This is a genomic window from Thermomonas fusca DSM 15424, from assembly GCF_000423885.1.
GTDB lineage: Bacteria > Pseudomonadota > Gammaproteobacteria > Xanthomonadales > Xanthomonadaceae > Thermomonas > Thermomonas fusca.
In genome coordinates this window covers 1-25,082 of the sequence record NZ_AUIV01000024.1, presented here as the reverse complement: position 1 = coordinate 25,082, position 25,082 = coordinate 1, and the positions used below count along the sequence as shown (strand labels likewise).

The following is a 25,082-nucleotide window of genomic DNA, read 5'->3' as shown; positions in this document are numbered from 1 at the left end:
CCCAGCCTTCAACACTCGATGACGTTGACCGCGAGGCCTCCGCGGCTGGTTTCCTTGTACTTGTCCTGCATGTCGCGGCCGGTCTCGCGCATGGTCCTGATCACTTTGTCCAGCGACACCTTGTGCTGGCCGTCGCCGCGCAGGGCCATGCGGCTGGCGTTGATCGCCTTCACCGAGCCCATCGCGTTGCGTTCGATGCAGGGGATCTGCACCAGCCCGCCGATCGGGTCGCAGGTCAGGCCGAGGTTGTGTTCCATGCCGATTTCGGCGGCATTCTCGATCTGGCCGGGGCTGCCGCCCAGCGCCGCGGTCAGGCCGGCGGCGGCCATCGAGCAGGCCACGCCCACTTCGCCCTGGCAGCCGACTTCGGCGCCGCTGATCGAGGCGTTTTCCTTGTACAGGATGCCGATCGCGGCGGCGGTGAGCAGGAAGGTGAAGATGCCCTGCTCGCGCGCGGCCGCGTCCTTTTCGCTGGCGCAGAAGCGCTCGTAGTAGTGCAGCACCGACGGCAGGATGCCGGCCGCGCCGTTGGTGGGCGCGGTGACCACGCGGCCGCCGGCGGCGTTTTCCTCGTTGACGGCGAGCGCGTACAGGTTGACCCAGTCCAGCACGGTCAGCGGGTCGCGCATCGCGGCTTCCGGCTTCGACGCCAGCTCCGCGTGCAGGGCCGGCGCGCGTCGCGCCACGTGCAGGCCGCCCGGCAGGGTGCCGCCGGCGCGCATGCCGCGCGCCACGCAGCTTTGCATCGCCTGCCAAAGCTCGCGCAGGCCTTCGCGGATTTCGTCCTCGCTGCGCCAGGCCTTTTCGTTCTCGAACATCATCTGGGCGATGCTCAGTCCGCTGCGCTCGCATTCGGCCAGCAGTTCGGCGCCGCTGTTGAACGGATGCGGCAGCGGGGTGGTGTCGGCGACGATGCGGTCCTCCGCGGCCTCGTCCTGGTTGACCACGAAGCCGCCGCCAACCGAGTAATAGTCGCGGGTGGCCAGCTCGACGCCCTCGGCATCGAAGGCGGAAAAACGCATGCCGTTGGTGTGGAAGGGCAGCTTCTGGCGCTTGTTCATCACCAGGTCGCGCTTCTCGTCGAAGGCGATCTCGTGCTGGCCGCCCAGGCGCAGGCGCTTGCTGGCGCGGATGCGCTCCAGCGCCGGCGGGATGATGTCGGGGTCGATCTGGTTCGGCCAGTGGCCTTCCAGCCCCATCAGCACCGCCTTGTCGGTGCCGTGGCCGCGGCCGGTCAGCGCCAGCGAGCCGAACACTTCGGCGCGGATCCGCGCGGTGCGCGCCAGCACGTCGTTCTCCTGCAGCCAGTGGCTGACGAAGCGCGCGGCGGCGCGCATCGGGCCGACGGTATGGGACGAGCTGGGACCGATGCCGATCTTGTAGAGGTCGAAGGTGGAAACGGCCATGTGCGTGGGGATTGCCGGACGGGGGGAGGTGGCTATTCTAGGCCGGCAATCACCGCACCAAGGACGCGAGCGTATGGCCCTGATCCTCTACCAGCGCGACCGCTGCCACCTGTGCGACCTGGCGCTGGAGGTGCTGGCGGTGGCGCGGATTCCGGAATTCGACACCGTGTTCGTCGACGACGACGAGGCGCTGGAAGCGCGCTACGGGCTGCGCGTGCCGGTGCTGTGCGACGACGACAGCGGCGCCGAGCTGGACTGGCCGTTCGACGCCGAGCGCGTGCGCGGCTTCTGCGCCGGCGCGTAGCGGGCCGGCGGCGCCATCACGGCGCGGACTTCAGCAACACCCGCGTACTCACCGCGATGGCGTTGGGGATCAGCCCGGTGTCGGCCCACTGCCCGCCGCCCACCCCGAAATCCAGCCGCTGCACCGCGGCGCGGCCGAACAGCACCGGGTTCGCGCCCTGCGTCCACTCGAAGGTCAGCGTCACCGGCTTGCTGGCGCCACGCAGGGTCAGGGTGCCGTCGGCGGCGTAGCGGTTGCCGCCGAGTGCGCGGAACTTCGTGGCCACGTAGGTGGCTTGGGGAAACTTCGTCGCATCGAAGAACGCGGTGCCGCGCATCTCGCCGTCGTAATCGGCATTGCGGGTGGTGGCGGTGGCCATCGGGATGGTCACCTCCAGCCGTGAACCGTCCAGCTTGCGCGGGTCGAACGACAGCCTGGTGGAAAAGCCGGGGAAGCGGCCGACGAACACCTCGCCCTGGTATTTGCCGGCGAACGCCAGTGTCGAGCCGGGCGCCTGCACGTAGTCGGCGGCGACGGCCGGGATGGACAGGGCCAGCAGCGCCGGCAGCAGCAACTTACGCATCGTGGTTCTCCGTTTTGGCGGCGGCGGCGCCGGCGCGCAGCCAGCCGCGCGGCAGCATGCGGGCGAGGGTGGCATCGCCCAGGAACAGGTGGTGGTGGAGCGCGGCCGCGGCATGCAGCACCACCAGCCCGGCCAGCACCCAGAACAGCAGTTCGTGCGCCTGTCCGGCCAGCGCGTGCAGGGCGTCGTCGCGGCCGGCCAGCGCCGGCAGGTTGAACAGGCCGAACCATTGCAGCGGGAAGCCGGCCGCGGAGTTCAGCAGCCAGCCGCTCAGCGGCAGCGCCAGCAGCAGCGTGTACAGCGTCATGTGCGTCACGCCGGCGATGCGTTCCTGCCAGCGCGGCGTGCCCGCCAACGGCGCCGGTGCGCTGGCGTACAGGCGCCACAGCAGCCGCAGCGCCACCAGCGCGAGGATGCTCAGGCCGAGCGACTTGTGCAGCGCATAGGTGGCGATCTTGTCCGGGCCGTTGGGCAGGTCTCCCATGGTCAGGCCCAGCCAGGCCATCGCCAGGATCAGGAGCGCGATCAGCCAGTGCAGCACCTGGCTGACCCAGCCCCATCGTTCGTGCGTGTTTTTCAGCGGCATGTGCTTTCTCGCGGAAATCGGTTGATTCATCGGGTCGCGGTGCCGGCGGCTGGCGTTTCGCGACGGTCGTCGCCCTTGCTGCGGGTCAGCTCGGCTTCGATGCGCAGTTCGATGGCGTCGCCAATCAATGACTGCCAGGCGGTGATGCCGAAGTCGCTGCGCTTGAGCGTTGCGGTTGCGGAGAAGCCGGCGGTGTGGCGGAACGGCGGCAGCGGGTAACGGGCGATGCGGTTGAGCTTGAACTGCATGCACAGCGGCCGGGTGACGCCGCGCAGGGTGAAGTCGCCGCAGACGGTGCCGCGATTGTCTTGCAGCCGCTCCACCCGGGTGGAGACGAAGCGCGCCTGCGGATAGCGCTGGACGTCGAGGAAACGCGGGGCGAACAACGATGCCGACCAGCCGGAATCGCCCATGTCCAGGCGCTGCATCGGCAGCGTCACGTCGAGCTTGGCGGTGCTCCAGTCGCCCTCGTCGAATTGCAGGCTGCCGGTACTGCCGGAGAGGGTGCCGATGGCCTTGGAAAATCCGGCGTGGTCGATTTCGAACATCACCCGCGTGTGCACGGGATCGATCGCGTAGTGCATCGGTTCGCCGGCGCTGGCCAGTGCACAGGCGGACAGCAGCGCAAGGGCGGCAAGAGCGGGGCGGTGGCGATATCGGCGTGGCATGGCGGGATTCTAGGCATGCCGGGATGTGCACAGCGTGCTTGCAAGTGCAACGTAGCGTTGCCAGCATCGGCGTCGGGGAGGGGACATGACGCATCGATTCCGGTTCGTGCTGCTGTTGTGGCTGGCCTGCGCCTGCGCGCTGGCGGGGGTGCCAGAGCGCCCGCGGTTCCGCGTGGCCGGCCCGGCGCAGGGCCTGCCTTCTTCGGAGATCAAGGCGTTGGCGCGCGATGCCGATGGCTACCTGTGGATCGGCACCGTTGACGGCCTGGCCCGCTTCGATGGCGTGGGCATGCGGGTCTGGCGCTACGCCCCGGATGCCGGCGGCGGCCTGCCGGGCAACCACGTGCAGGCGCTGCTGGTGGACGCGGCGGACCGGATCTGGGTGGCGGTGGAAGGCGAAGGCGTCAGCGTGCTCGATGCGAGCCGGCAGCGCTTCACCCATTACCGCAAGGCCACCCATCCGTCGCTGGTCAGCGACGACGTGTGGGCGCTGTCGCGGCAGGGCGACGCGGTCTGGCTGGGCACCTACGACGGCGGCCTGACCCGCATCGATGCCAGCGGGGCGATGCGGCATTTTTCCGCGGCGCGCGACGGGCTGCCGTCGGACACCATCCTGGCCCTGGCCACCGATGCCGACGGCGTGCTGTGGGTGGGCACCACCGCCGGCCTTGCCCGCCGTCGCGGTGACGGCGCGTTCGAGCGGGTGGCGCTGCCCGGCGCCGAAGGTGAGCCGATGGTGTACACGCTGGCCCAGCAGCCGGACGGGCTGTGGGCCGGCACATCGGCCGGCGTCTGGCGGCACGCGCGCGGCAGCTGGGTGCAGCCGGCGTGGTCGCCGATGTTCCATCGCCCCAATGCGATGATGGCGCTTGCCACCGATCCGCGCGGCGACCGTTGGATCGGCAGCCAGCGCGGTCTGTGGCACCAGCGTGGCGATGCGCCGCCGGTGCCGGTGCCGGTGCCGCTGGGCGGTCCGGACATTCCGCGCGCGGTCAGCACGCTGTCGATCGAGCGCGACGGTGCACTGTGGGTGCCGCTGATGGGCCTGGGCCTGGGCTACCTGCGTTCGGACTGGCGCCAGTTGGCGGAATTCCACGGCGCTGCGGACGGCCTGCAGGGCGGGATCTACCGCGCGCTGGGCAAGGCTGGCGACGGCGGCGCCTGGCTGGGCGGGCTGGGTGGGGTGATCGAGCACATGGATGCCGACGGCGCCGTTGCCGCGCTGGGTGCCGACGCGCTGGAGCGGCTGCGCAACGTCAAGCTGGCGGCGATCGCCGAGGACGCGGCGCGGCGGCTGTGGGTGTCGCACCGCGGCGGGCTGATCCGGATAGGTACAGACGGCGCCATCGACGAGTGGACCGCCAGCGACGCGCAGGCCCCGGCGCCGTCCAGTCTGGTAACCCGGCTGTTGCCGGCCAGAGACGGCAGCCTGTGGCTGGCCGCGCCCGGCGCCGGCGTGCAGCAGCGCGATGCGGCCACCGGCGCGATCCTGCGCGACATACCCGCAGGATCGGTCGGCGGGCTGGGCGATGCCGATATCGAGGACATGGCGCTGGCCCCGGCCGGCGAACCCTGGCTCGCGACGAGCACCGGCCTGCTGCGTTTCGATGCCGCCGGCAGGCGGTTCCAGCCGCAGCCGGAGTTGGGCAGCGAACGCGTGTTCGCGCTCGCCTTCGATGGTGCCAACACGCTGTGGGTGCAGCGCCTGAGCGGGCTGGAGCGCTACCGGCGCGGCGCCGCCGGCTGGTCGCGGGTGGAGCGCATCGATGCGCGTTTCGGCATGCCGGCGGTGGCGGCAGCGGCGCTGCTGGTGGATGCCCGCGGCCGGGTCTGGATCACCACTTCGCGCGGGCTGTATCGCTGGGAGCCCACGCGTCGCAATCTGCGCCGCATCGGCACCCGCGATGCGGGCGGCAGCGAGGAATACCTGGACCGCGCGGCGCTGCTGCGCGACGACGGCGTGCTGGTCGCGGCCACCGCCGACGGCGGCCTGCGGCTGGTCGAGACTGGCGCTGCCGATGCTGCCGCGCTGCGGCCGGTGTTGCGCTTCGACGGCATCGCGGTGCGCCGCGAGGGCGAGTGGCAGGCGCTGCCGCCGCTGCCCGGCGTGGTGCTGGGCAACGAGGATCGCGAGTTCCGGGTGCGCGCGCGCCTGCTGGCCTTCGATGATCCGGCCGCCAACCGCTACTGGTCGCGGCTGGACGGCTTCGACGGCAGCTGGGTGGCGCTGGGCGGCAGCGGCGAGCGCGTGTTCACCGGCCTTGCGCCCGGTCGCTACGTGCTGCGCATCCGCGGCCAGGACGCCGCCGGCAATGCCGCCGCCGAACAGCAGCTGGCGTTCGTGGTGTCGCCGCCGTGGTGGCGCAGCGGCTGGGCGCTGGCGGCGTGGGCGCTGGCGTCACTGTCCTTGCTGGCTTGGCTGGCGCTGGCGTATCGCCAGCGCCTGAAGCGCCGCCACGCCTGGCAGCTGGCCGAACACAAGCGCACGCTGGCCGAACAGGCGTCGCAGGCCAAGTCGCGCTTCCTTGCCACCCTCGGCCACGAAGTGCGCACGCCGATGACCGGCGTGCTGGGCATGGCCGAGCTGTTGCGGGGCACGCCGCTGGATACGCAGCAGCGCGGTCACGTCGATGCCATCCGTCGCGCCGGCGAGCACCTGCTGCGGCTGGTCAACGACGCGCTGGACATGGCGCGCATCGAGGCCGGCAGGCTGGAGCTGGTGGACGCGCCGTTCGCGCTGAAGCCGCTGCTTGGCGAGGTGGCGGAGCTGATGGCGCCGCTGGCCGAGCGCAAGGGGCTGGTGTTCGCCGAACACATCGATGCCGACGCGCCGCGCGCGCTGCAGGGCGACCGCACCCGCGTGCAGCAGATCCTGCTCAACCTGATCGGCAACGCGGTCAAGTTCACCGAAACCGGACACGTGTCGCTGGAGGTGGTGGCGCTGCAGCCGCAGGGCGTGCGCTTCGTGGTCGCAGACAGCGGCCCGGGGCTCAATCCGGAGCAGCGCGAGCGGTTGTTCCGCCGCTTCGAACAGGCCGACGGCGCGCGCACTGCGGCCCGCTATGGCGGCAGCGGCCTTGGGCTGGCGATCTCGCAGGAACTGGCGGCAGCGATGGCTGGCCGCATCACGGTGGAAAGCGCGCCGGGGCAGGGCGCCCGCTTCATCGTGGAGCTGCCGTTGCCGGTGGTGGAGCCTCCGGTCGCACGCGCATCATCGGCACCGTCGGCATCGACCTCCGCAGGCCGCGCGCTGTTGCTGGTCGAGGACGACGCCATCGTGGCGCAAGCCATCGCCGGCCTGCTGCGGGCGCAGGGCCACGCGGTGACGCACGTCGGTCATGGCCTCGGCGCGTTGACCGAAGCGGCCACCGGTCGCTTCGATGTCGCACTGCTGGATCTGGACCTGCCCGGCATGGACGGCTTGGCACTGGCGCGCGCGCTGCGCGACCGCGGCTTCGCGGCACCATTGCTGGCGGTGACGGCGCGCTCCGACGGCGATGCGGAAGCGCAGGCGCGCGCGGCCGGCTTCGATGGCTTCCTGCGCAAGCCGGTGACCGGGGAGATGCTGGGGCAGGCGTTGGAGACGCTGCTGGCGACAGCGGTTTAGCGGGTTCGAGGTCGGCTTCTTTGTGGCAGCGCACCCGGCGCGACCGCGACAGCACAAGTCGCTCCGCGATACTCGCTTGGTTGCGCTGCCGCGGTCGCGCCGGGTGCTTGTCGCAGCTTGTGGTTGCGACGCCCCGGCGGTGCCGGGTGCTAACCGTTGCCTGCAGTAATCAGCGCGCGCTGTAGGCGTGCACTTCGTCCACCAACGCGGCGACGTGGTCGGGGTTCATGTCCGGCGACATGCCGTGGCCGAGGTTGAACACGTGGCCCTCGCGGCTGCCGCCGTTGCCGTCGCGGTAGCTGTCCAGCACCGCGCGTGCCTGCGCGCGCACCGCGTCGGGGCTGCCGTACAGCATCGCCGGGTCCATGTTGCCCTGCAGCGCCACCCGGCCGCCGTTGCGGCGCGCGGCGTCTTCCAGGGTTACCGTCCAGTCCACGCCGATGGCGTCCGCGCCGCTGGTGAACAGCGCGTCCAGATGCGGCGCGTTGCCCTTGCCGAACAGGATTACCGGCACCCCGAGCGCCTTCAGCCCGGCGGCGATGCGGGTGAGGTAGGGCAGCGAGAATTCGCGGTACATCGCCGGCCCCAGCGTGCCGCCCCAGGTGTCGAACACCTGCAGCGCCTGTGCGCCCGCCGCGTGCTGTGCCGACAGGTAGGCGATCACCGCATCGGTGATCGTGCCCAGCAGTTTGTGCATCGCCGCCGGCTCGTTCAGCGCCAACGCCTTGACCTTGCCCCAGTCCTTGCTGCCGCCGCCTTCCACCATGTAGCAGGCCAGCGTCCACGGGCTGCCGGAAAAACCGATCAGCGGCACCGCGCCGTCCAGTTCGCGGCGGATCAGGCTGACCGCGTCCATCACGTAGCGCAGGCTGCTGCCCATGTCGGGCACGGCCAGCGCGTCGATATCGGCGACGCTGCGCAGCGGGCGCTCGAACTTAGGGCCTTCGCCTTCGACGAAATACAGGCCCAGGCCCATCGCGTCGGGCACGGTGAGGATGTCGGAGAACAGGATGGCCGCGTCCAGCGGGAACCGGCGCAGCGGCTGCAGGGTCACTTCGCAGGCGATTTCAGGATTCTTGGCCATGCCCAGGAAGCTGCCGGCGGCCTTGCGGGTGGCGCGGTACTCCGGCAGGTAGCGGCCGGCCTGGCGCATCAGCCAGACGGGGGTGCAGTCCACCGGTTCGCGGCGCAGCGCGCGCAGGAAGCGATCGTTCTTCAGGGGCGTGGACAAGGGCGTTGCTCCATGGGGATGTGCTTGCCGGTGCGCGGTGCGACGGCGGGAACGGTCATGCGGGCCGGCGCCGGCCGGCCGCGGCGGCGGTCATTTCGGCGCGTCTGCGCCCTGCGCGAACACCAGCTGGAAGCCTTTCTTCAGCTGCGCGTCGCGTTCTTTCTCCAGTGCCGCAAGGGCGCTGGGCTGGTCGCTGTACAAGGTCTTGCGCAGGCTGCTGCGGCCACCAGTCTGGCCGGTCTCGCGCAGCAGCTCCCAGCCGCCCAGCAGGTCGGGCTGGAGCTGGAGCTGGACGAAGCGCGGGGCTTCGCGGCCGTCGGGACGTTGTTGCAGCAGCAGGCGCATGGGGCGGCATTGTAAGGTGCTGGACCGGCGCTCGCGCGCCCGGCGCGATGGGCCAAGCAGTAGCCAACCAGGGGAGATGACATGCAACGCGTGACCGGTATTGGCGGCATTTTCTTCAAATCCCCCGACCCCAAGCGCCTCAACGCCTGGTATCGGGAGCATCTGGGCCTGGACGTCACCGACTGGGGCGGGGTGGTGTTCCAGTGGGGAGGCCCGGACAGCGCGCCGGGGATGACGCTGTGGAGTCCGTTCGCCGCCGACACCGACTACATGGCGCCCAGCACCGCGCCGTTCATGGTCAATTTCCGGGTGGCCGATCTGGACGCGCTGTTGGCCGCGTTGCGCGAGGAAGGCTGCGAGGTGCTCGACAAGCGCGAGGACTCCGAACACGGCCGGTTCGGCTGGGTGGTCGATCCGGACGGCAACAAGATCGAGCTGTGGGAGCCGCCGCCGGGGCAGTGAGCCGCGCCGGGGCTCAACCGGCGTCGCGCAGCACCGCCAGCACGGCGCTCTCATCCACGTCGGCGACGATCCGCGCCGCGCCCGCACCGTCCCACAGGATGAAGCGCAGCCCGCTGGCCTGCACCTTCTTGTCCAGCCGCATCCGCGCCAGCAGCGCTTCCGGTGCCAACCCGGCGGGTACGTCCACCGGCAGGCCGAAGCGCAGCAGCAGCGCGCGCAACGCTTCCGCATCGGTCCATGAGGCCAGCCCCAGCGCGGCCGACAGGCGCGCCGCCAGCAGCATGCCCACCGCCACCGCCTCGCCGTGGTTGAGGCCCTCGGCATAGCCCTGTTCGGCCTCGATGGCGTGGCCGAAGGTGTGACCGAAGTTGAGCAGCGCGCGCTCGCCGTGCTCCAGCGGGTCGCGCGCGGTGATCGCCGCCTTGTGCGCGCAGCTGCGGGCGATCGCCTCGGCCAGCATGGCGTCGTCGCCGGCCAGCAGGGCGGCGTGGTGCGCGTCCAGCCAGTGCAGGAAACCGGCGTCGACAATGGCGCCGTACTTGATGACTTCGGCCAGGCCGGCGCGCAGTTCGCGCGGCGGCAGCGTGCGCAGGGTCGCGGTATCGGCGATCACCGCGCGCGGGATGTGGAAGGCGCCGACCAGGTTCTTGCCCTGCGGGATGTCCACCGCGGTCTTGCCGCCGACCGAGGAATCCACCATCGACAGCAGCGTGGTCGGCAGCTGCACGATGTCGATCCCGCGCATCCAGCAGGCCGCGGCGAAGCCGGCCAGGTCGCCGACCACGCCGCCACCGAGCGCGTACACGCAGGCGTCGCGGGTGGCGCACAGCGTCGCCAGTGCGTCGATGACGCCGCTGAAATTCGCCAGCGTCTTTTCAGCCTCGCCGGCGGCGATCACGTGGTGGGCGATGTGCAGTCCCGGGCGCGCGGCGCGCAGCGCGGCTTCCACGCGGTCGGCATACAGCGGTGCGACGTTGGCGTCGCTGACGACCAGGGCATGCCGGCCGCGCAACGGCTGCGCCAGCAGCGCGCCATCGTCGAGCAGGCCGGCACCGATGTGGATGGAATAGGGCGTAGCGGCGGCGACCGTCAACTTCTGCAGGGGCGTGCTCATGCCGGTGGTGGCTCCGAGGTTGTCCAGTTGCCCGGCCAGCGTCGCGGCGGCGGCTTCCGGCGCAAGGCTGGAAGCATCGAACAGCAGATGCGCTGTGGCGCGGTACAGCGGTTCGCGCTGCGCCTGCAGCTGGGACAACCGCTGTGCGCGGTCGGGTGCCTGCAGCAGCGGGCGGGTGCTGTCGTCCTGCAGGCGCGCCAGCTGGGTGGCGGCATCCACCTGCAGGTAGACGACGATGCCGGCATCGCGCATCGCCGCGCGGTTGGCCTGCGCCAGCACCGCGCCGCCTCCGGTGGCGACCACGGCGGCCGGCTCGGCCAGCACGGCCGCCAGCACGCGCGCTTCGCGGGCGCGGAAACCGGTCTCCCCCTCGGACTCGAACAATGCGGCGATGCTGCAGCCGGCTTCGGCCTCGATGCGTGCGTCCACGTCCACGAACGGCCGCTGCAGCCGCTCGGCCAGCGCCCGGCCCAGCGTGCTCTTGCCGGAGCCCATCGGGCCGACCAGGACGAGGTGATCGCGGTTTTGCATCGCAACATGCTAGCAGTGCGGCACGGGGCGGCCATGACTGCGCGGAATTAACGCATGCGCGGCGAAGCTGCGACACCGGCAACCCGCCGGGTAGCAGGAGATCTGCCATGTCCGTTGCCAAGGTCATCGAACTCAACGCCTCGTCCGCCACCAGCATGGAGGACGCGGTGAAGCACGGGCTGAAGAAGTGCGCCGAATCGGTCAAGAACATCAAGGGCGCCTGGGTCAACGAGATCAAGGTGGTCACCGACGGAAGCGGCAACGTGCAGGAATGGCGGGTCAATCTGCGGGTCAGCTTCGTCGTCGACTGAAGCGTGCGCGCGGCGCCCATGCGCGCGACAATGCGCGCATGCAGACCTTGCCCGACGACATCCTCGCTACCTTCCAGACCCTCTTCGACGAGGCCGCTGCTGCCGGCGAGCCCGACCGCACCGCGATGACCGTGGCCACGGTCGGCGACGGCGGCCGGCCGTCAGCGCGCGTCGTCCTGCTGAAGGCGTTCGATGCCGACGGCTTCGTGTTCTACAGCCACCTCGACGGCCGCAAGGGCCGCGAGCTGCAGGCCAATCCGCAGGCGGCGCTGCTGTTCCACTGGCCGCGCGTGCGCAACGGCGTGCAGGTGCGGATCGAGGGCGACGTCGAACTGGTCACGGACGCCGAGGCCGACGCCTATTTCGCCAGCCGGCCGCGGGTCAGCCAGCTGGGCGCCTGGGCCTCGGAGCAGTCGCGCACGCTGGACGCGCGGGACACCTTCGAGACGCGGCTGGCCAGGTTCGAGGCCGAGTTCGAAGGCCGCGAGGTGCCGCGTCCGCCGCGCTGGACCGGGTTCCGGGTGGTGCCGCGCGCGGTGGAATTCTGGTACGCCGCCACGTTCCGCCTGCACGAGCGCTGGCTGCACGAACGCGACGCGGACGGCGCGTGGTCGAAGCGGATGCTTTATCCGTGAGCCGCGCCGCGGTGGGCCCGCAGCGCATCGTCTGCCTCACCGAAGAGCCCACCGAAGTCCTGTACGCGCTGGGCGAGCAGGACCGCATCGTCGGCATCAGCGGCTTCACCGTGCGGCCAGCGCAGGCGCGCCGCGAGAAGCCCAAGGTCAGCGCCTTCACCAGCGCGAAGATCGGCGAGATCCTCAAGCTGCAGCCGGACTTCGTGGTCGGCTTTTCCGACATCCAGGCCGACATCGCCCGCGAGCTGGTCAAGGCCGGGGTGGAAGTGTGGATTTCCAACCATCGCAGCGTCGATGGCATCCTCGACTACATTCGCCGGCTCGGCGCGATGGTCGGTGCCGGCGCACGCGCCACTGCCTGGGCGGATGAATTGCGCCTCGGGCTGGACGCCATCGAGGCGCAGGCCGCGGCGCTGCCGCGCCGGCCGAAGGTGTATTTCGAGGAGTGGGACGAGCCGCCGATCACCGGCTTATAGCCCCTACCGAGACTGTTCCTTGAGGCATTCATAGGCTCCTGAATGGCGTCTTGGAGCGCCTGGGGAGGTTGCTTTTAGCCCCTATGTGATAGTGTTGCCCCCGCTACATCCTCCCGAGTGCCTCCCAGGCCTCGGTATTTCCATCATGGTTCGACCCAACTGCAATGGTTGGGAGTCAGGGACGTCGAGGCAGCTGCCTCCGTCTTGAGCTTTGCCCTAACAGGGTTTGGCGCGGATCTAGATTGATCCGGTGACTGATGGAAACGGGAAGTGAGCTAATAGCCGTGGATTCAGATCTGCCAGATGGCGTAACTGTTGCCGACGTCGTTCGATCGGACGGCCTTGTCGCGCCCGCAATCTGGAGCAGCCGAGCGGGTGAAGTCGAAGTTCATCAAGAGGCGCTGGCATGGGCTTTGTCGGAACTGAGCTTTGAAAGGTCCTACGCGCAGGTGTTGCAGTTTATCCGAAGCGTTTCTGGCCTGATGAAGTTCTACTCCCAAATCGGGTCGCCGTCCCTGGACGGAATCGGGCTACGAAAGCTCGTTCAGGACTACATTCTCGCGAGACATCGTGGGGACGACGACCTCAACTGGAAGCCGCTTGCTCGCGACGGCCTAAAGGCACAGGTTCGCCATATCGTCGCATTCAGCGATTTCTGCCAACGCGAATTCGGATATTTGCCATTGCTTGGCAAATCAACGGTGCCTCTGCCGCCTCCATCTAGAAGCCAAAAAAGCTTTTGGAAGCTGATGGCATGCAACGAGACAGACTTTTTTAGTCACCTAGCGATCAGGCGTGAATCGCCAGTGATCGATATCCGAATCCCCGGGCGCGCGCGCACTAAAGGAGGCGCAAAAGGGTTTTCAGGAATGAGCGAAGAAGTCGCTTGGAATCTGATTGACGCCGAGCAGAACGATACGTTCAAGGCGATTTGGCTCCTCGGTTTTTTCGGGGGGCCGCGCCTTTCAGAGTCCTTAAATCTATGGATCTGCGACGTCCTGCCAGGTAACTACAGGACGACATTTTTCCCCGGGGACATCTTCGCTGACCTTCCTTTGGTGGTGATCGCAAACCCATGGACATCGCGTTGGTGCGGAAAAATTGGCGAAGAAAGGACAACGCGGTCTGACTTCTTGAAGAACACCTTTGGGCTTGTACCTCGCCCTCAAATGGCCGAATCGGACAACGGCATCAATCGCGGAAAAACGGCGGGTTTCAAGGGTATTAGGCAGACGAACGATACCGGCGAAATGCGCCAGATATTTTGGGCGAGTGAACGGGCCGCAAGGGAGTTCGAATCGCTGATTGTCAGGGTCATCCAAAAGAGATCGAGGATGCCTCTGGCGAGGCGTCATCCATTCCTATTTGTCAACACTGATCCGCGTCGACCCGAAATCCAAGGAGACATGCTTGCCATGTCGAACGTAAAAAAGGCATTTGTACGAGCAGTCAACCGAATTGGAGAAATTCCGTTCCGATCGAGGAGATCCCCACATGGAATGCGCCACTTCTACAGCGATCTCATAAGGCGTCTGGTCGGCGGTGATGTGGGTTCAGTCCAGGTTTGCCTTGGACAGCGGTCGAGATTGAGTCAACACGACTATGGAACGCTGGACATGGCCGCGATGCGCCACGCTCTAGCGGCAGGAACGAGAAATTAGATGATGGTTCAGCGCGTTATCTCAAGACGGACTGCACGCAACGTGCTGACGTACAACCGAATCGGCGACTGCGCTCCATTTGTGTGCGCAGCGGGTGACTCGTTTGTTTTGTTGAAGGACATTCCATTCGATGAATTGATTCGATTGGTCAACGAGTATGCCGATGCCCACGATCGGGCTCTTACTGACTTTTTGATGCGGCCGAGCAAAACAATCTGGACCGGCTCTGGAGCATCAAAGATCAAGCGAACGCTAAAGATACAAAACCAAGAATCGCCAGAAGTTCTAGCAATCAAGACGATCGGCGCTGGCAAGAAGGTAAATCAAGTGGCGGGTCGCTATTGCAGTATGGCCGCCCTGAACGACGCCATAGAAAAACTCGGCCTATGGGGCAGCCTCGCCAATCACCCGATTACGCCCGCATGGAACATTGTCTACGCGCCACCTGATATACAAAGGCGAGTGTGCGAGGAAATCGTTCGTGGAAATATTCGATCGATGAGTTGGACTGTCAATTCAAGCGATCTGCGGAATCTTGCAACCTCAAATCTCTTCGAGCTTCTCGATGGATGCAGGAGCTCAGAGACATTTCTAAAAAGAGTCTGCACTCCCTTGATCGAGTGGTTCAATGATCCGGTTCGAAAGGGCTATTCCGGAGCAAATTCTCGATTTGTGCAACGACCGCTGGTTTTGGGTTGGTTTGCGATGTGGCTTGTCAGCAAAGGTTATTTGCTATTTCCGCGAAATGTCGGGAATGGGCGTGGCGCTGAGTTGCTGCCACTGAAGTATCGCGAGTTCTATTCGAGTTTGTTGAGAACCGCGAGTTCGGTCAGTGCCGCTGACGAGTACTACCGAAAGCTAGAACCACTTTTTGGGAAGAACACAACAATCCGCGAACAGGGACGTCTGCTTCTTGCAACAGTAAACCTCGCGTGTCCAGGCTTTGAAACGGGGTCGATTTCTCCAGAGCAAATCGCAATGTTGCGGGACAGCCTTTCTCTTGACGATGAGCGCAATTACATCTTGACCAGCATGTGGAAGCTGGAGGTTCTCCAATTGAAGGCCGCTGGATACAGCCCTACAGAGCTCTATAGCAAGAATTTGATTGTCGACCGTCGCGTAAGACCATCAGTCAAAGCGGAGCCTGTCCTTTGGGCGTGGGCTGACAATCCAAATGCAAAATTCATCTCCAAGTCGGACAGCGCAAAACGGAATCCGGATCCAGGGCCGAACCTTAAGAGTCAAGTTGCGAACTGGCGACTGATTTTTCCTGGGGTTGCCGGAAAGAGCGCAAACAAAATCAGTAGCCTGATCTCACGCTGGCTCTATTTCATTTCCACGCTGAAAGACGACGATGTGCCGCCGAGAATCACTGACATAACTCCCAATATCCTGCAATCGGTGAGTGCCTCCAAGGGGAAACGGACATTTCGCCAGTTTCTCGTTGATCACAAGGTTTCAGCTGACGCGCAAGCGGCGGCATTTCGAGTTTTGAAGAAAGCGTGGAAAGTCGCGTGCATTGAGGATGGTATTGACGGACTCGTCTGCCCTGTAAGCGATCAGCTTGTGTCCATCAAAGGCAAAAGGAATGGAGGGCGGCCGACCAGCACGACACGTCATGCAGTTGACATGGAGGTGTTGGAGTTGCTTGTGGCTGAGAATCAAGCTAACGACTTTGAGTTTAGTCGTAGCCGCGAGCATCGAGGCAGGCTCCTCGACTCTAGGCGGGTCATAGATCGGGAAACTGGACAGTCTTGCCAGGTCTGGTGGCCCGGTCTCGCCGTACTCATGGATCTCCTCCTGCAAATACCAATCCGGCACAAGCAAGGCAGGTTTCTGGACAGCGGTGAAGGCGACGAATTTACCGTCGACATCTCGTCGTTGGAAATCACGAAGAACGAATTGTCGACAGCGACCCGTGGGCGCGCAGAAGGATTTATTCAGCGGATTTCGCTATCGCCGGTGAGGGAAGAGGCAGGGCTAGGGATGCGGATCACCACGAACAAGACAGGCCGGGACTATGTGTTCCCTTGGTTGCGAGCGGAGATCGCGGCTAACGTGCAGCGGGTCATCGATTGGCAGAAACGCTTTAACCCCATTGCTCGTCCGGTGAGCGATCGCGGGAACTCGACGTCCGAGCAAGCAGCTATGGCCGATCCTGTCTGGGTCTATCCAATGTTCCGGGATCCTGATCGGCAGGAATTTCAGCCCGTCAGCCAGCAAATCGTCCTTGAATATTTTAGAGCGCTGATGAGGCACGTGGAAAAGAAGTACAACCTGATCAACAACACCAATGTCCGCTTCTTTCGAAAAGATGGCTCGCCGGTGTATGACATCCATTCGCTTCGAGTGACAGGTGTTACGCGGCTGCTGAATCTAGGCGTAGATCCGAAGATTGTCCGACTGCTCGTAGGGCACTCAGCATTGGCCATGACCTGGTATTACGAGGACATTACGAATCGACGAGTATCCACGGCAATGGAGACGGCGCTCCAGGCGACAACGCCGACGAGAGAGGCTCTGTTGGACATGGGGGTGGCGGAACGCGAGGAATTCTTCGCAGGGATGTTCAGTCGGATCGGTGTCGATGCACCACCTGGCATCAGTTTGCTTAGGACTCTTGTTTCGGAGCGGAGTCCATTGATCGAACTTCGAATCGACGGCATTTGCCCGGGAACGTTATGTTCGGACGGTGGTGTCTGGAGAGGCAGTGCATGCAGTCTTTGCCCCTACTTCATAACTGGACCTGCCTTCCTCGCAGGGCTCGTTCTCAAGCTCAATAATCTGATGGCGGAAGTGATCATCCATCAAAAACGAGTTGAGGAACTGCGCCAGCGCCTTTACGAATGTAGGCAAAAGGGACTGCCTGTGCGAGCGCTGGCGGCCGAGATCAGAAGCGAAGAAGAGCTGGTTGACAACATTGTGACCGAATGGGAGGCCCAGCTCCGGTATGTGAAGGAGGCCGAAGCCAGACTTGACGGTTGGTTGCAACGTGTCGCTACTGAAGACGCGGGCATCATCGAGGGAAAACAGCTGGCGTTGATTTCGCAGAAACCCGGCACGCTTGGGGTCGCCCTGCAGGAAGTTCACCATCTTGAGCTATACACCGGTCTCATTGAGGGGGCGAAGAACATTGAGGGATTCGTTCCCACCATCGGCGTCCGAGAAGCCCGGGACGAAATGCTCCTTGAGATTGCAAGGCACGCGAAGAAGGAAGAGCTCTTTTACCGCCTCGACCCTTCGCGCCGCAAACTGATCCTCGATGAATTTGCAGTTGTGGTTCTTTCCAATAGCTCGGCTTTCGACGATCTGGAGGAGCTTTTCGACGGTTCGGCCACTTCAGCGAAGTATTCGAATGCGACCGGCTGGCTGGAGAGCCTCGACTCCAAAGAATTGTCACTGGCACTCCTATGACAAGCGAATCCTTGTCGACTCGGATGCTTGCTTCGCTTCGAAAGGAAGCAGATGAGTCCTCGCGGCCGAAGGAACGGAACGGCACGCTAAGTCGACTAGAGGAAGCCTGTAACGCCATCGCGAGCGGTAGTGCGAGAGCGATTGTGGGTCAAGGGCTCCCAAGCGCGGAGGTGAATTTCCGGAGGTCGCCGGTCCGCATCGTTCCGCCACGGATCGAGGAGTTTGTTCTCGCGAAGCGCGCATTGGATGGTAGGGCTGGAAGAATTCCTTCCTCTTGGACAGGCCCAACCGCGACAACGCTACGAAAGGACAGGAAGTTGCTCGATTATGTTCGAGCTAGAGATCAGGAGCTTGCTGCAGCTTCCGGCCGGTTCGTTCCAAAAACCGCCGACAAGTTGCTGGACGATGTCCAAGATCTCGCACTGCGCAGTGAACTGAGGTTGCTGCTGGCGCGAGGACGCCAAGCTGAAACGGATCTGATCCGTTTGCGTCAAGGTATGCGAATGCTTCGCCCAACCGTGAATATAGATCTGCTCATAGCGGGCAATCCTGGGCAGGGTGAACCTGAAAGCGGCGGCAATGCTCTCGCCATCCGTGAAACGCTTGACACTCACGATGTCGGCAGGCGTCTTCTGTCGATCGCCTCAAAGTTGACTAATTCGTCGGCCCTTTCACGGTTTGGCTTGGAAGTCCACCCGGAATTCGGAAACATCGTGGAGAGAAAGACCAAGGCGGAGCTCTTGGACTCAGATGAAACCCGAATCCTGCTTTTTCTGGCGAGGCGAGCTGGCGGTTCCTAGTCATCCGTGATGTGCGATCGGGTGAGACACCTCTGGCTACTCTTCTGGCCATGCTAGGCGAGTTGAATAGCGCAAAGGCCCACAGCGGTTCTCAGTGAAGACTGAAGACTCCTCGTTCGGCTCGTCCAACCCCATTCCAAGGCCCGTTGGGTGGCGGAATAGAGCCATGGCTGATACGTCCTCTACCGTGGGGAAATGTCGGGCGATTACAACTGCCCGCTGGCGAACAGCAAGAGGAAGACTCTCGTCTCTAGCGAGTTCGATGAGGAAGCCGCCAGCCCAAACCAGCGCCCTCGTGCGTTCCTTTGGCGTGGTCATGGCCAATACTCGTAGGTTGAATTGAAATGCATGGTGATTCCATCGTCCAAATTCGGGAATCATTTCAATGGCGGCCCGAAAAACCGCTCGACCCCTCGTTGACGCAAGTACGCCGGAGTCTCTTTTGCTGGATCGAAGGTCGTAATGTCCAAGGCCACATCGTTATGTGCACAAAAGGGTTGGATCTCGGTAATCGAGGCACGGACGGCGCGTTCGGCATGTTCTGGTGCCACCCCTAATACAATTAGCAACGTCCGCTCAGCCGGTGCATGCGAGGGTGCAACCTCCAATAGATAGGCAACCTGCACAAAAGACAACTGCGAGTAGAGCCCCATAAGGCAAGACATCAGCCAAGACGGCGGCTTGGTTTGGTCGCTCACCAGAAAGGAAAAGTCGTTGGCCAGGTGGATTTTCTCGATGCGCGCAACCGCACCTGTCTTCAGCAGCGCATCAACTTCCTCTGGATACAGAACGCAGCCGCCGTCATTGGGATTCAGCATCACGGTGGCGCCACGCGTGAGCTCCAGGAACTGGCGCCCCAGTAGCGGGATGATTTTGGCGGCAATCCCAGTTGGAGGCCGGGCCTTCTCGATCGACGTGAAGAATGGAACGGCATGAAACCCGTCCGGGTGTCGGAACTGGAGTAGCCGGAGTCGTGAGTGGTCGTCCGACGCCGGCGCGTGGGCGTAGACCTTCGCGTCCAGTAGGCAGCGGAAGAAGGCCGGCTCTTCCTCCCGGTGCGAGCGGGCGAGCTCTAGTCTCCGTTCGAGCTCCGCAGTGCTGATCCTCGCCATATCAAAGATGTCGTTCCACGATCATGAACCTCGAGGACGTGTGAAGTGCGATGTCTACTTCGACTAAGTGGTCAGCACGGGTCGCTGTCGCCCGAGGTGGTGGACCTTAATTTTTCCGCAACAAGCGCCTGTACTTTTTCAATTTCTACTGCGCTTTTCGTGGGAGGCTTGCACATCTCCGACCGATACTGTTCGCTGTAGGTGTCGATGAACAGCGCCATGTGGAATCTGTACTTCTTAGCCTCTGATGGAATGGATACGTCTAGTTTCCTGCTGATGAGCGAGGCATAGGACTCCTGCGCAGGGGTCGGTTCCTTCAAATCCCAGTCCATGCATTCGACTATCAGCCGCTCAAGCTGCTTCTCGAGCTTGCGGACAAAAGTCTGCCGGATGGCCATGTCCTTGACCCGCTCCCACTGGATACAAACGGCTTCCTCCAGATTGGGGGCTATGTAAAGCTCCAGAGTGAGATCCACACCAGGGTTGACGAGGTAAAGGGCCATGTCTCGACGGCGGCAGGAAGAACAGGCAAGGGCAGACATCTTAGCGGATTCTACATAAATTTCATGTATTCGGTGGTTGTGCCATAGCTTCCTTGATCGCCCAACTCGGCGCGATCATGGCTACCAAGACCATCTACTCCTCGGCTTACCGGCGACTGGTCGCCCGACTACGGGAAATCCGGGAAGCCGCGGGCATTTCCCAATCGGCCCTCGCGGCGACGCTGGGTTGGCCACAGCAACGGCTCTCCGCCGTGGAGGCCGGTGCCCGCCGGTTGGACATCATGGAGTTCCTCCACCTCACGGGCGTCCTCGGCCTATCTCCCGAGGCGGCTATCCAACTGGCAACGGACGTGTCGCCCAAATCGCGCTTTGCTCACAAGAAGGGCTGAGCCGACCAGCGCCGTAATGGGTGCGGCCGCCGTGCCTCAACATGCTATATGGCCTAAACGACATGCCAGAAGATCAGGCAATCGAGTTGGGAACCACGTTTGCCGCAGCATTCGCCGACCTGATTAGCCCCGACTCTCAGCCATGAAAGTTGCTCGCAATCCGCAGACGCGGCTCCGGACATGGTTTGCACCGCATCATCGCGGTCGCAAGTCGCGGCAGCGTCTCGCGCAGGCGGAACCGGCGGTTGAAACGGTACGCCGCTTCGGCCAGGTAGCGCCGCGCATACTTGGCTTGTTTGACGGCATGGTAGGTGCCACTGATCGCCCGCTTGAGGTTGCCCAGGACGACGTTGACCCATCGCGCTCCAGCCACTTCGGTGGCGGCGCGGCCACCGCCGGTGTCGAGCGTTGTGTGGGCGTGGCCGGCGTCTTCGAGCCGGCGGAAGCAAGCCAAGCCGTCACTGTAGACCTCGCACTCAGGTGCCAGGCGGCGCGTGATCCAGTCGTTGAGTGAGGCGTTGTCGAAGCTGCGGACCGGCTCGATCACTGCGAAGGTCGGGCGTTCGAGGTGTTCGTCCGTCTGCACTGCGATCACGAACGCCTGCTTGTTCTCTGACCCGCGCCCGGGCTTGCCGCCGTTGCGCTCGCCGCCCAGATAGGCGTCGTCAAGCTGCACGAAACCCTGGAGTTTTCTGGAATCCTCCCGCTCGGTCATGGCCTGCATGACCTTGTGCTTCAGGCGCCAGGCGGTCTTGTAGTTCACGCCCAAGTGGCGCATCAGTTCCAGCGCAGCCAAGTTGGTCTTGGTCGAGGTCAGCAGGTGCATCGCCAGCATCCAGGTGCGCAGCGGCAGTTTGGTGCCTTCGAACAGGGTGCCCGCCGTCAAAGTCGTCTGATGCCGGCAAGCGCGGCACTGGTAGTAGATCGCATCGCCGCGCCTGAAGCGCGAACGCGCGCGTCCGGCACAGGCCGGACAGCGGAAACCTTCAGGCCAGCGCCACTTGTACAAGGCCCGGTAACACTTTGCTTCGGTGCCGTAGCGGTGGATGAACTCGCTCATCGAAAGGCCGGGTTGGAACTGCACGCGGTTGATGCCCATGGCGCCCCCTCGTTGGCTTCAAGTGGCACCATGCTGTGCCGCAGGCGGCGCAAATCCTGCGACTCGCGGCTGAGGGTCGGGGCTAATCAGGTTCGCCGAAGCTATTGCGCGTGCAGCTCACAATATTTGGGTATCCGGATTTCATTGTGGGGAGCCAGCTCTAGCCCCTTCTTGTCTGACTGTTCTCGCTTGTAGGTTACTAGTTTCGCTGGCTTGCCCGCTTCTAGCCTTTAATGTGGGTTGTGCCTGCTGGCGCAGGTCGATGCAACGAAGCAATCAATGGACAAGACACCTTGCCTCGGCGCGAACCGCACGCTTTTACCAAATGGGATAGCGTCGATTCCATGCGTTGGAGATCGGTCAGCCGCAGACGCACATCCGCCAGCCGCGCTGCCGCAAGATCGGCGGCCTCGTGGCAATGGGTACCGTCTTCCAGCTTGAGCAACTGCGCAACCTCGTCCAGATTGAATCCCAAGCGCTGGGCGGACTTCACGAACTTCACCCGGTCCACGTCCGTCGGCCCATAGCGGCGGATGCCGCCGATGGGCCGATCCGGCTCCGGCAGCAAGCCCTTGCGCTGATAGAACCGAATGGTCTCTACGTTGACCCCGGCGGCTTTGGCGAAGGCTCCGATGGTCAGGGTTTCCGGGATGTTCATCATGGCGCTTGACTCCGTACCTGGCTACGGAAGTAACGTTAGCGCATCACGCAAAGTCCCGGAAGGAGACCCTCATGGCAAAACCTAGCAACGGCCGCGGTGCATTGGCTGCCGGCGGCTTGGCCGCCATCCTTGCCTCGACCTGCTGCCTCGGCCCGTTGGTGCTGATCACGCTAGGCTTCTCTGGCGCCTGGATCGGCAACCTGACCGCGCTCGAACCGTATCGGCCGATCTTCATTGGCGCCGCGCTCGTCGCGCTGTTCTTCGCCTGGCGCCGCATCTTCCGGCCCGCCCGCGCCTGTGCGCCGGACGACGTGTGTGCCGTGCCCCAGGTGCAAACAGCCTACAAGGTGATTTTCTGGATCGTGTCCGCCCTGGTGCTGATCGCCCTCGCGTTCCCCTACGTCATGCCCCTGTTCTACTGAAGGAGACTGTCATGAAGAAATTTGTCGCACTGTTCGCTTTGACTGTAGCCCTGAGCGCGCCCGCCTGGGCCGCCACCAAAACTGTCACGCTGTCGGTACCGGGCATGACCTGCGCCACCTGTCCGATCACGGTCAAGAAGGCGTTGTCCAAGGTCGAAGGCGTCGTTGAAGCCAAGGTGACCTGGGAGCCCAAGGAAGCGGTGGTGACTTACGACGACACCAAGACCACGCCAGCCGCCTTGACCAAAGCCACCGAGAACGCAGGCTACCCTTCCACGGTCAAGAAGTGATCGTCCCATGACCGAGGCGATCACACTGCACGTCGATGGCATGACCTGCGGGGCGTGCGCCGAGCACGTCCGGCAAGCTTTGGAGAAGGTGCCCGGTGTGCGTTCGGCTGCGGTGTCCTATCCGCAACGGCGGGCTGAAATCACGGCTGATGCGGGCGCCGATTTGGAGATGGCACCGCTGGTCGCCGCCGTGTCTGCACTTGGTTACCGGGCGCAGGCTGCCGACATGCCGAGCAAGCCTGCGGACCTGTTGAACAAGACGCTGGGCGGGTTAAACGGCGAGCCGAAGCGCGGAGATGCAGAGCCCGCATTGCAGGTCGCTGTGATTGGCAGTGGCGGCGCTGCGATGGCGGCGGCGCTGAAAGCCGTCGAGCAAGGAGCGCGCGTCACCTTGATCGAGCGAGGCACCCTCGGCGGTACCTGCGTCAATGTCGGTTGCGTACCGTCCAAGATCATGATCCGTGCCGCGCATATTGCCCATCTGCGGCGCGAGAGTCCGTTCGACGACGGCATTGCGTCCGCTTCGCCGGCGATCCTGCGCGAGCGTTTGCTGGCGCAGCAGCAGGGGCGCGTCGACGAACTGCGTCACGCCAAGTACGAAGGCATCTTGGCCAGCACTCCAGCCATCACCGTGCTACGCGGCGACGCTCGTTTCCAGGACGACCGCCATTTGATCGTGCAACTGGCGGAAGGCGGCGAGCACGAAGTCGCCTTCGACCGCTGCTTGATCGCCACCGGCGCCAGCCCGGCGATTCCGCCGATCCCAGGCTTGCAGGGCACCCCTTACTGGACCTCTACCGAGGCGCTGGCCAGCGACCGCATTCCCGAGCGGCTGACGGTGATCGGTTCGTCGGTGGTGGCGGTCGAACTCGCGCAGGCCTTCGCCCGACTCGGCAGCCAGGTGACCCTTCTGGCGCGCAACACGCTGTTCTTCCGCGAAGACCCCGCCATCGGTGAAGCCGTCACGGCCGCGTTCCGCGCCGAAGGCATCGAAGTGCTGGAGCATACGCAGGCCAGCGAGGTGGCCTTTGCGAACGGAGCATTCGTGCTCACGACCGGTCGCGGCGAACTGCGCGCCGACCGACTGCTGGTCGCCACCGGCCGCTCGCCGAATACACGCGCCCTGGATCTCGAAGCAGCGGGTGTCACGGTCAACGCGCAGGGCGCCATCGTCATCGACAACGGCATGCGCACCAGCACACCGCACATCTACGCCGCGGGCGACTGCACCGACCAGCCGCAGTTCGTTTACGTCGCAGCGGCGGCCGGTACCCGCGTCGCGGTCAACATGACTGGTGGCGACGTGGCGCTCGATCTCACGGCCATGCCGGCGGTCGTGTTCACCGATCCGCAGGTGGCCACGGTGGGCTACAGTGAGGCCGAAGCGCACCATGCCGGCATCGAGACCGACAGCCGCACGCTGACGCTCGATAATGTGCCCCGGGCGCTGGTCAACTTCGACACGCGAGGTTTCATCAAGCTGGTCGCGGAAGCTGGGACTGGCCGGTTGCTCGGTGTGCAGGCGGTGACCCCCGAGGCGGGCGAACTGATTCAGACGGCCGCGCTCGCCATCCGGGCACGGATGACGGTGCAGGAGCTGGCCGACCAGTTGTTCCCTTACCTGACCATGGTCGAGGGACTGAAGCTCGCAGCGCAGACCTTCACCAAGGATGTGAAGCAACTGTCCTGCTGCGCGGGGTAGTGCTGTGCTGAGCGTTCAGGCCCGAATGCTCAGCTTCATCCGTTGAGCCAAACACCCAGGTTGAAGCTTCGGGGCTTGTGCGATGGGTCGAGGTTTACTCGAAATACCCCTCTTCGAGCAGCCGCACCAACGTCGGAATGTAAGGCCCGTACTCGACGACGCGCCGGATCTTCTTCTGGCGGACCGATGCCATGGTCATCCGCTGGAACTCGAAGTTGGTCGATGCTTGATCGTCATCGACCAGCACGGTCTCGACCACGGCCCCGTCCTTGCGCGCCTTCTCGTTGTAGAGCATCCGCGCCCGGATCACCTCGAAGCTGTAGCCCCTGCCCATGCGGTTCATGTCTTTGGCCAGTCGGTTGACGGATTCAGTATAGGCATTGGTAATGGGTTGTTCGAAGTAAGCGAAGATTTCGTCGTGCCAGTTGTGTACGGCGGTGGTCAGAGCCTTGAACGTGCCCGCCAGCTCCGGCGGAATGTTGCCTAAGGAAGGTCTGATCAACACACCCTGAGGCTTCAATCCTGGGCCACAGAGCAGCTTTTTTGCTTCGTCACCGCCTTTACGCGCCGTTTCCGGCGTTTTCCGGCGGGTTTCCCCGCCTTACAGGCGCACTGATCCCGCCGCCGGCAGCAATTGCCGGCGCGCCATCCACAGATTCGACAGGGCGAACAAGGTCTGCACCTGCGCGCTGTTCTTCGCAAGACCGCGATAGCGGACCTTGACGTAGCCAAACTGCCGCTTGATCACCCGGAACGGGTGCTCCACCTTCGCCCGCAGGCTGGCCTTGCAG

General features: G+C 64.4%; 25 protein-coding genes and 3 pseudogenes. 13 read left to right on the top strand and 15 right to left on the bottom strand.

Annotation, left to right across the window (positions count from 1 at the left end):
- Positions 1-8 precede the first annotated feature (8 nt).
- Complete coding sequence (locus G582_RS0110740) at positions 9-1,406, bottom strand: L-serine ammonia-lyase (protein WP_028839839.1); 1,398 nt, start codon at positions 1,404-1,406, stop codon at positions 9-11.
- 73 nt (positions 1,407-1,479) lie between these two features.
- On the opposite strand from G582_RS0110740, the gene G582_RS0110735 reads away from it, so the two are divergent.
- Positions 1,480-1,710 (top strand): glutaredoxin family protein, encoded by a 231-nt coding sequence (locus G582_RS0110735; RefSeq protein WP_028839838.1) that lies wholly within the window; start codon positions 1,480-1,482, stop codon positions 1,708-1,710.
- Positions 1,711-1,726: 16 nt separating this feature from the next.
- On the opposite strand, the gene G582_RS0110730 is transcribed toward G582_RS0110735, so the two are convergent.
- Genes G582_RS0110730 through G582_RS16325 form a run of 3 tightly spaced genes read right to left on the bottom strand, consistent with a single transcriptional unit; the run spans position 1,727 to position 3,526 of the window.
- Positions 1,727-2,272 (bottom strand): YceI family protein, encoded by a 546-nt coding sequence (locus G582_RS0110730; RefSeq protein ID WP_028839837.1) that lies wholly within the window; start codon positions 2,270-2,272, stop codon positions 1,727-1,729.
- Positions 2,265-2,858 (bottom strand): cytochrome b, encoded by a 594-nt coding sequence (locus G582_RS0110725; protein ID WP_028839836.1) that lies wholly within the window; start codon positions 2,856-2,858, stop codon positions 2,265-2,267. The genes G582_RS0110730 and G582_RS0110725 overlap by 8 nt, the downstream gene beginning before the upstream one ends.
- 26 nt (positions 2,859-2,884) lie before the next feature.
- Positions 2,885-3,526 (bottom strand): YceI family protein, encoded by a 642-nt coding sequence (locus tag G582_RS16325; RefSeq protein ID WP_038053806.1) that lies wholly within the window; start codon positions 3,524-3,526, stop codon positions 2,885-2,887.
- A gap of 85 nt (positions 3,527-3,611) precedes the next feature.
- On the opposite strand from G582_RS16325, the gene G582_RS0110715 reads away from it, so the two are divergent.
- Complete coding sequence (locus tag G582_RS0110715; protein WP_038053805.1) at positions 3,612-7,133, top strand: sensor histidine kinase; 3,522 nt, start codon at positions 3,612-3,614, stop codon at positions 7,131-7,133.
- 169 nt (positions 7,134-7,302) lie between these two features.
- On the opposite strand, the gene hemE is transcribed toward G582_RS0110715, so the two are convergent.
- Together hemE and G582_RS0110705 are read right to left on the bottom strand one after the other, a co-directional pair.
- Entirely contained in the window at positions 7,303-8,364 is a 1,062-nt protein-coding gene (gene hemE / locus G582_RS0110710) for a uroporphyrinogen decarboxylase (protein ID WP_028839834.1), read from the bottom strand.
- Positions 8,365-8,454: 90 nt separating this feature from the next.
- Positions 8,455-8,709, bottom strand: coding sequence for a WGR domain-containing protein (locus G582_RS0110705; protein ID WP_028839833.1), 255 nt, complete (start codon positions 8,707-8,709; stop codon positions 8,455-8,457).
- Positions 8,710-8,790: 81 nt separating this feature from the next.
- Between G582_RS0110705 and G582_RS0110700 the strand changes: the two genes are divergently transcribed.
- Positions 8,791-9,171, top strand: coding sequence for a VOC family protein (locus G582_RS0110700; RefSeq protein WP_028839832.1), 381 nt, complete (start codon positions 8,791-8,793; stop codon positions 9,169-9,171).
- 13 nt (positions 9,172-9,184) lie between these two features.
- Here G582_RS0110700 and aroB read toward each other — a convergent pair whose 3' ends face one another.
- The gene (aroB, locus tag G582_RS0110695) at positions 9,185-10,285 is read right to left on the bottom strand and encodes a 3-dehydroquinate synthase (protein WP_028839831.1); all 1,101 of its coding nucleotides are present in this window, start codon (positions 10,283-10,285) and stop codon (positions 9,185-9,187) included.
- A gap of 48 nt (positions 10,286-10,333) precedes the next feature.
- Positions 10,334-10,780: pseudogene (locus tag G582_RS18470) on the bottom strand (shikimate kinase); the annotation flags it as partial.
- A 143-nt stretch (positions 10,781-10,923) separates the two neighbouring features.
- On the opposite strand from G582_RS18470, the gene G582_RS0110690 reads away from it, so the two are divergent.
- The 6 genes and pseudogenes from G582_RS0110690 (at position 10,924) to G582_RS17985 (ending at position 18,113) form a co-directional block, all read left to right on the top strand.
- Positions 10,924-11,127 carry a dodecin family protein gene (locus G582_RS0110690; RefSeq protein ID WP_028839830.1) on the top strand — a complete coding sequence of 68 codons (204 nt, stop codon included), beginning with the start codon at positions 10,924-10,926 and terminating at the stop codon, positions 11,125-11,127.
- A gap of 38 nt (positions 11,128-11,165) precedes the next feature.
- Complete coding sequence (pdxH, locus tag G582_RS0110685) at positions 11,166-11,762, top strand: pyridoxamine 5'-phosphate oxidase (protein ID WP_028839829.1); 597 nt, start codon at positions 11,166-11,168, stop codon at positions 11,760-11,762.
- Positions 11,763-11,773: 11 nt separating this feature from the next.
- Positions 11,774-12,235, top strand: a pseudogene (locus G582_RS16320) (helical backbone metal receptor); the annotation flags it as partial.
- Between the two features lie 260 nt (positions 12,236-12,495).
- Positions 12,496-13,899, top strand: a complete 1,404-nt coding sequence (locus tag G582_RS17990; protein WP_169380618.1) for a site-specific integrase — start codon at positions 12,496-12,498, stop codon at positions 13,897-13,899.
- A gap of 42 nt (positions 13,900-13,941) precedes the next feature.
- Complete coding sequence (locus tag G582_RS17580) at positions 13,942-17,313, top strand: VPA1269 family protein (RefSeq protein ID WP_169380616.1); 3,372 nt, start codon at positions 13,942-13,944, stop codon at positions 17,311-17,313.
- A gap of 317 nt (positions 17,314-17,630) precedes the next feature.
- The gene (locus G582_RS17985) at positions 17,631-18,113 is read left to right on the top strand and encodes a hypothetical protein (protein ID WP_156880445.1); all 483 of its coding nucleotides are present in this window, start codon (positions 17,631-17,633) and stop codon (positions 18,111-18,113) included.
- Positions 18,114-18,149: 36 nt separating this feature from the next.
- Here the strand turns inward: G582_RS17985 and G582_RS18570 are convergent, their stop codons facing one another.
- The 3 genes from G582_RS18570 to G582_RS16310 form a co-directional block, all read right to left on the bottom strand.
- Positions 18,150-18,431, bottom strand: coding sequence for a BPSL0761 family protein (locus tag G582_RS18570; protein ID WP_083961163.1), 282 nt, complete (start codon positions 18,429-18,431; stop codon positions 18,150-18,152).
- 59 nt (positions 18,432-18,490) lie between these two features.
- Positions 18,491-19,225, bottom strand: a complete 735-nt coding sequence (locus G582_RS17255; protein ID WP_051247140.1) for an SseB family protein — start codon at positions 19,223-19,225, stop codon at positions 18,491-18,493.
- 71 nt (positions 19,226-19,296) lie between these two features.
- Positions 19,297-19,767 carry a hypothetical protein gene (locus G582_RS16310; RefSeq protein ID WP_156880443.1) on the bottom strand — a complete coding sequence of 157 codons (471 nt, stop codon included), beginning with the start codon at positions 19,765-19,767 and terminating at the stop codon, positions 19,297-19,299.
- Between the two features lie 53 nt (positions 19,768-19,820).
- On the opposite strand from G582_RS16310, the gene G582_RS16305 reads away from it, so the two are divergent.
- Entirely contained in the window at positions 19,821-20,117 is a 297-nt protein-coding gene (locus G582_RS16305) for a helix-turn-helix domain-containing protein (protein WP_248642763.1), read from the top strand.
- A 136-nt stretch (positions 20,118-20,253) separates the two neighbouring features.
- Here G582_RS16305 and G582_RS0110645 read toward each other — a convergent pair whose 3' ends face one another.
- Together G582_RS0110645 and merR are read right to left on the bottom strand one after the other, a co-directional pair.
- On the bottom strand, positions 20,254-21,216 hold the full coding sequence (locus tag G582_RS0110645; RefSeq protein WP_028839826.1) for an IS1595 family transposase: 963 nt from the start codon (positions 21,214-21,216) through the stop codon (positions 20,254-20,256).
- A gap of 223 nt (positions 21,217-21,439) precedes the next feature.
- Complete coding sequence (merR, locus tag G582_RS0110640; RefSeq protein ID WP_028839825.1) at positions 21,440-21,877, bottom strand: mercury resistance transcriptional regulator MerR; 438 nt, start codon at positions 21,875-21,877, stop codon at positions 21,440-21,442.
- A 71-nt stretch (positions 21,878-21,948) separates the two neighbouring features.
- On the opposite strand from merR, the gene merT reads away from it, so the two are divergent.
- Genes merT through merA form a run of 3 tightly spaced genes read left to right on the top strand, consistent with a single transcriptional unit; the run spans position 21,949 to position 24,291 of the window.
- Positions 21,949-22,299: a mercuric ion transporter MerT gene (merT, locus tag G582_RS0110635; protein ID WP_028839824.1), complete on the top strand. Its 351-nt coding sequence runs from the start codon at positions 21,949-21,951 to the stop codon at positions 22,297-22,299.
- 11 nt (positions 22,300-22,310) lie between these two features.
- On the top strand, positions 22,311-22,589 hold the full coding sequence (gene merP / locus G582_RS0110630; RefSeq protein ID WP_028839823.1) for a mercury resistance system periplasmic binding protein MerP: 279 nt from the start codon (positions 22,311-22,313) through the stop codon (positions 22,587-22,589).
- A gap of 7 nt (positions 22,590-22,596) precedes the next feature.
- Positions 22,597-24,291 (top strand): mercury(II) reductase, encoded by a 1,695-nt coding sequence (merA, locus tag G582_RS0110625; RefSeq protein ID WP_028839822.1) that lies wholly within the window; start codon positions 22,597-22,599, stop codon positions 24,289-24,291.
- A 94-nt stretch (positions 24,292-24,385) separates the two neighbouring features.
- On the opposite strand, the pseudogene G582_RS0110620 reads toward merA, so the two are convergent.
- A pseudogene (locus G582_RS0110620) lies at positions 24,386-24,772 on the bottom strand (transposase); the annotation flags it as partial.
- A gap of 120 nt (positions 24,773-24,892) precedes the next feature.
- Positions 24,893-25,082: IS5/IS1182 family transposase (locus G582_RS16300; protein ID WP_038053802.1), on the bottom strand; the 190-nt coding region annotated here is incomplete at its 5' end.

What these genes read in the sequence shown, in the direction of transcription:
- G582_RS0110740 (WP_028839839.1), bottom strand. Translation starts at nt 1,406, where the DNA reads ATGGCCGTTTCCACCTTCGACCTCTACAAGATCGGCATCGGTCCCAGC.
- G582_RS0110735 (WP_028839838.1), top strand. Translation starts at nt 1,480, where the DNA reads ATGGCCCTGATCCTCTACCAGCGCGACCGCTGCCACCTGTGCGACCTG.
- G582_RS0110730 (WP_028839837.1), bottom strand. Translation starts at nt 2,272, where the DNA reads ATGCGTAAGTTGCTGCTGCCGGCGCTGCTGGCCCTGTCCATCCCGGCC.
- G582_RS0110725 (WP_028839836.1), bottom strand. Translation starts at nt 2,858, where the DNA reads ATGCCGCTGAAAAACACGCACGAACGATGGGGCTGGGTCAGCCAGGTG.
- G582_RS16325 (WP_038053806.1), bottom strand. Translation starts at nt 3,526, where the DNA reads ATGCCACGCCGATATCGCCACCGCCCCGCTCTTGCCGCCCTTGCGCTG.
- G582_RS0110715 (WP_038053805.1), top strand. Translation starts at nt 3,612, where the DNA reads ATGACGCATCGATTCCGGTTCGTGCTGCTGTTGTGGCTGGCCTGCGCC.
- G582_RS0110705 (WP_028839833.1), bottom strand. Translation starts at nt 8,709, where the DNA reads ATGCGCCTGCTGCTGCAACAACGTCCCGACGGCCGCGAAGCCCCGCGC.
- G582_RS0110700 (WP_028839832.1), top strand. Translation starts at nt 8,791, where the DNA reads ATGCAACGCGTGACCGGTATTGGCGGCATTTTCTTCAAATCCCCCGAC.
- aroB (WP_028839831.1), bottom strand. Translation starts at nt 10,285, where the DNA reads ATGAGCACGCCCCTGCAGAAGTTGACGGTCGCCGCCGCTACGCCCTAT.
- G582_RS0110690 (WP_028839830.1), top strand. Translation starts at nt 10,924, where the DNA reads ATGTCCGTTGCCAAGGTCATCGAACTCAACGCCTCGTCCGCCACCAGC.
- pdxH (WP_028839829.1), top strand. Translation starts at nt 11,166, where the DNA reads ATGCAGACCTTGCCCGACGACATCCTCGCTACCTTCCAGACCCTCTTC.
- G582_RS17990 (WP_169380618.1), top strand. Translation starts at nt 12,496, where the DNA reads ATGGAAACGGGAAGTGAGCTAATAGCCGTGGATTCAGATCTGCCAGAT.
- G582_RS18570 (WP_083961163.1), bottom strand. Translation starts at nt 18,431, where the DNA reads ATGACCACGCCAAAGGAACGCACGAGGGCGCTGGTTTGGGCTGGCGGC.
- G582_RS17255 (WP_051247140.1), bottom strand. Translation starts at nt 19,225, where the DNA reads ATGGCGAGGATCAGCACTGCGGAGCTCGAACGGAGACTAGAGCTCGCC.
- G582_RS16310 (WP_156880443.1), bottom strand. Translation starts at nt 19,767, where the DNA reads ATGTCTGCCCTTGCCTGTTCTTCCTGCCGCCGTCGAGACATGGCCCTT.
- G582_RS0110645 (WP_028839826.1), bottom strand. Translation starts at nt 21,216, where the DNA reads ATGGGCATCAACCGCGTGCAGTTCCAACCCGGCCTTTCGATGAGCGAG.
- merR (WP_028839825.1), bottom strand. Translation starts at nt 21,877, where the DNA reads ATGATGAACATCCCGGAAACCCTGACCATCGGAGCCTTCGCCAAAGCC.
- merT (WP_028839824.1), top strand. Translation starts at nt 21,949, where the DNA reads ATGGCAAAACCTAGCAACGGCCGCGGTGCATTGGCTGCCGGCGGCTTG.
- merP (WP_028839823.1), top strand. Translation starts at nt 22,311, where the DNA reads ATGAAGAAATTTGTCGCACTGTTCGCTTTGACTGTAGCCCTGAGCGCG.
- merA (WP_028839822.1), top strand. Translation starts at nt 22,597, where the DNA reads ATGACCGAGGCGATCACACTGCACGTCGATGGCATGACCTGCGGGGCG.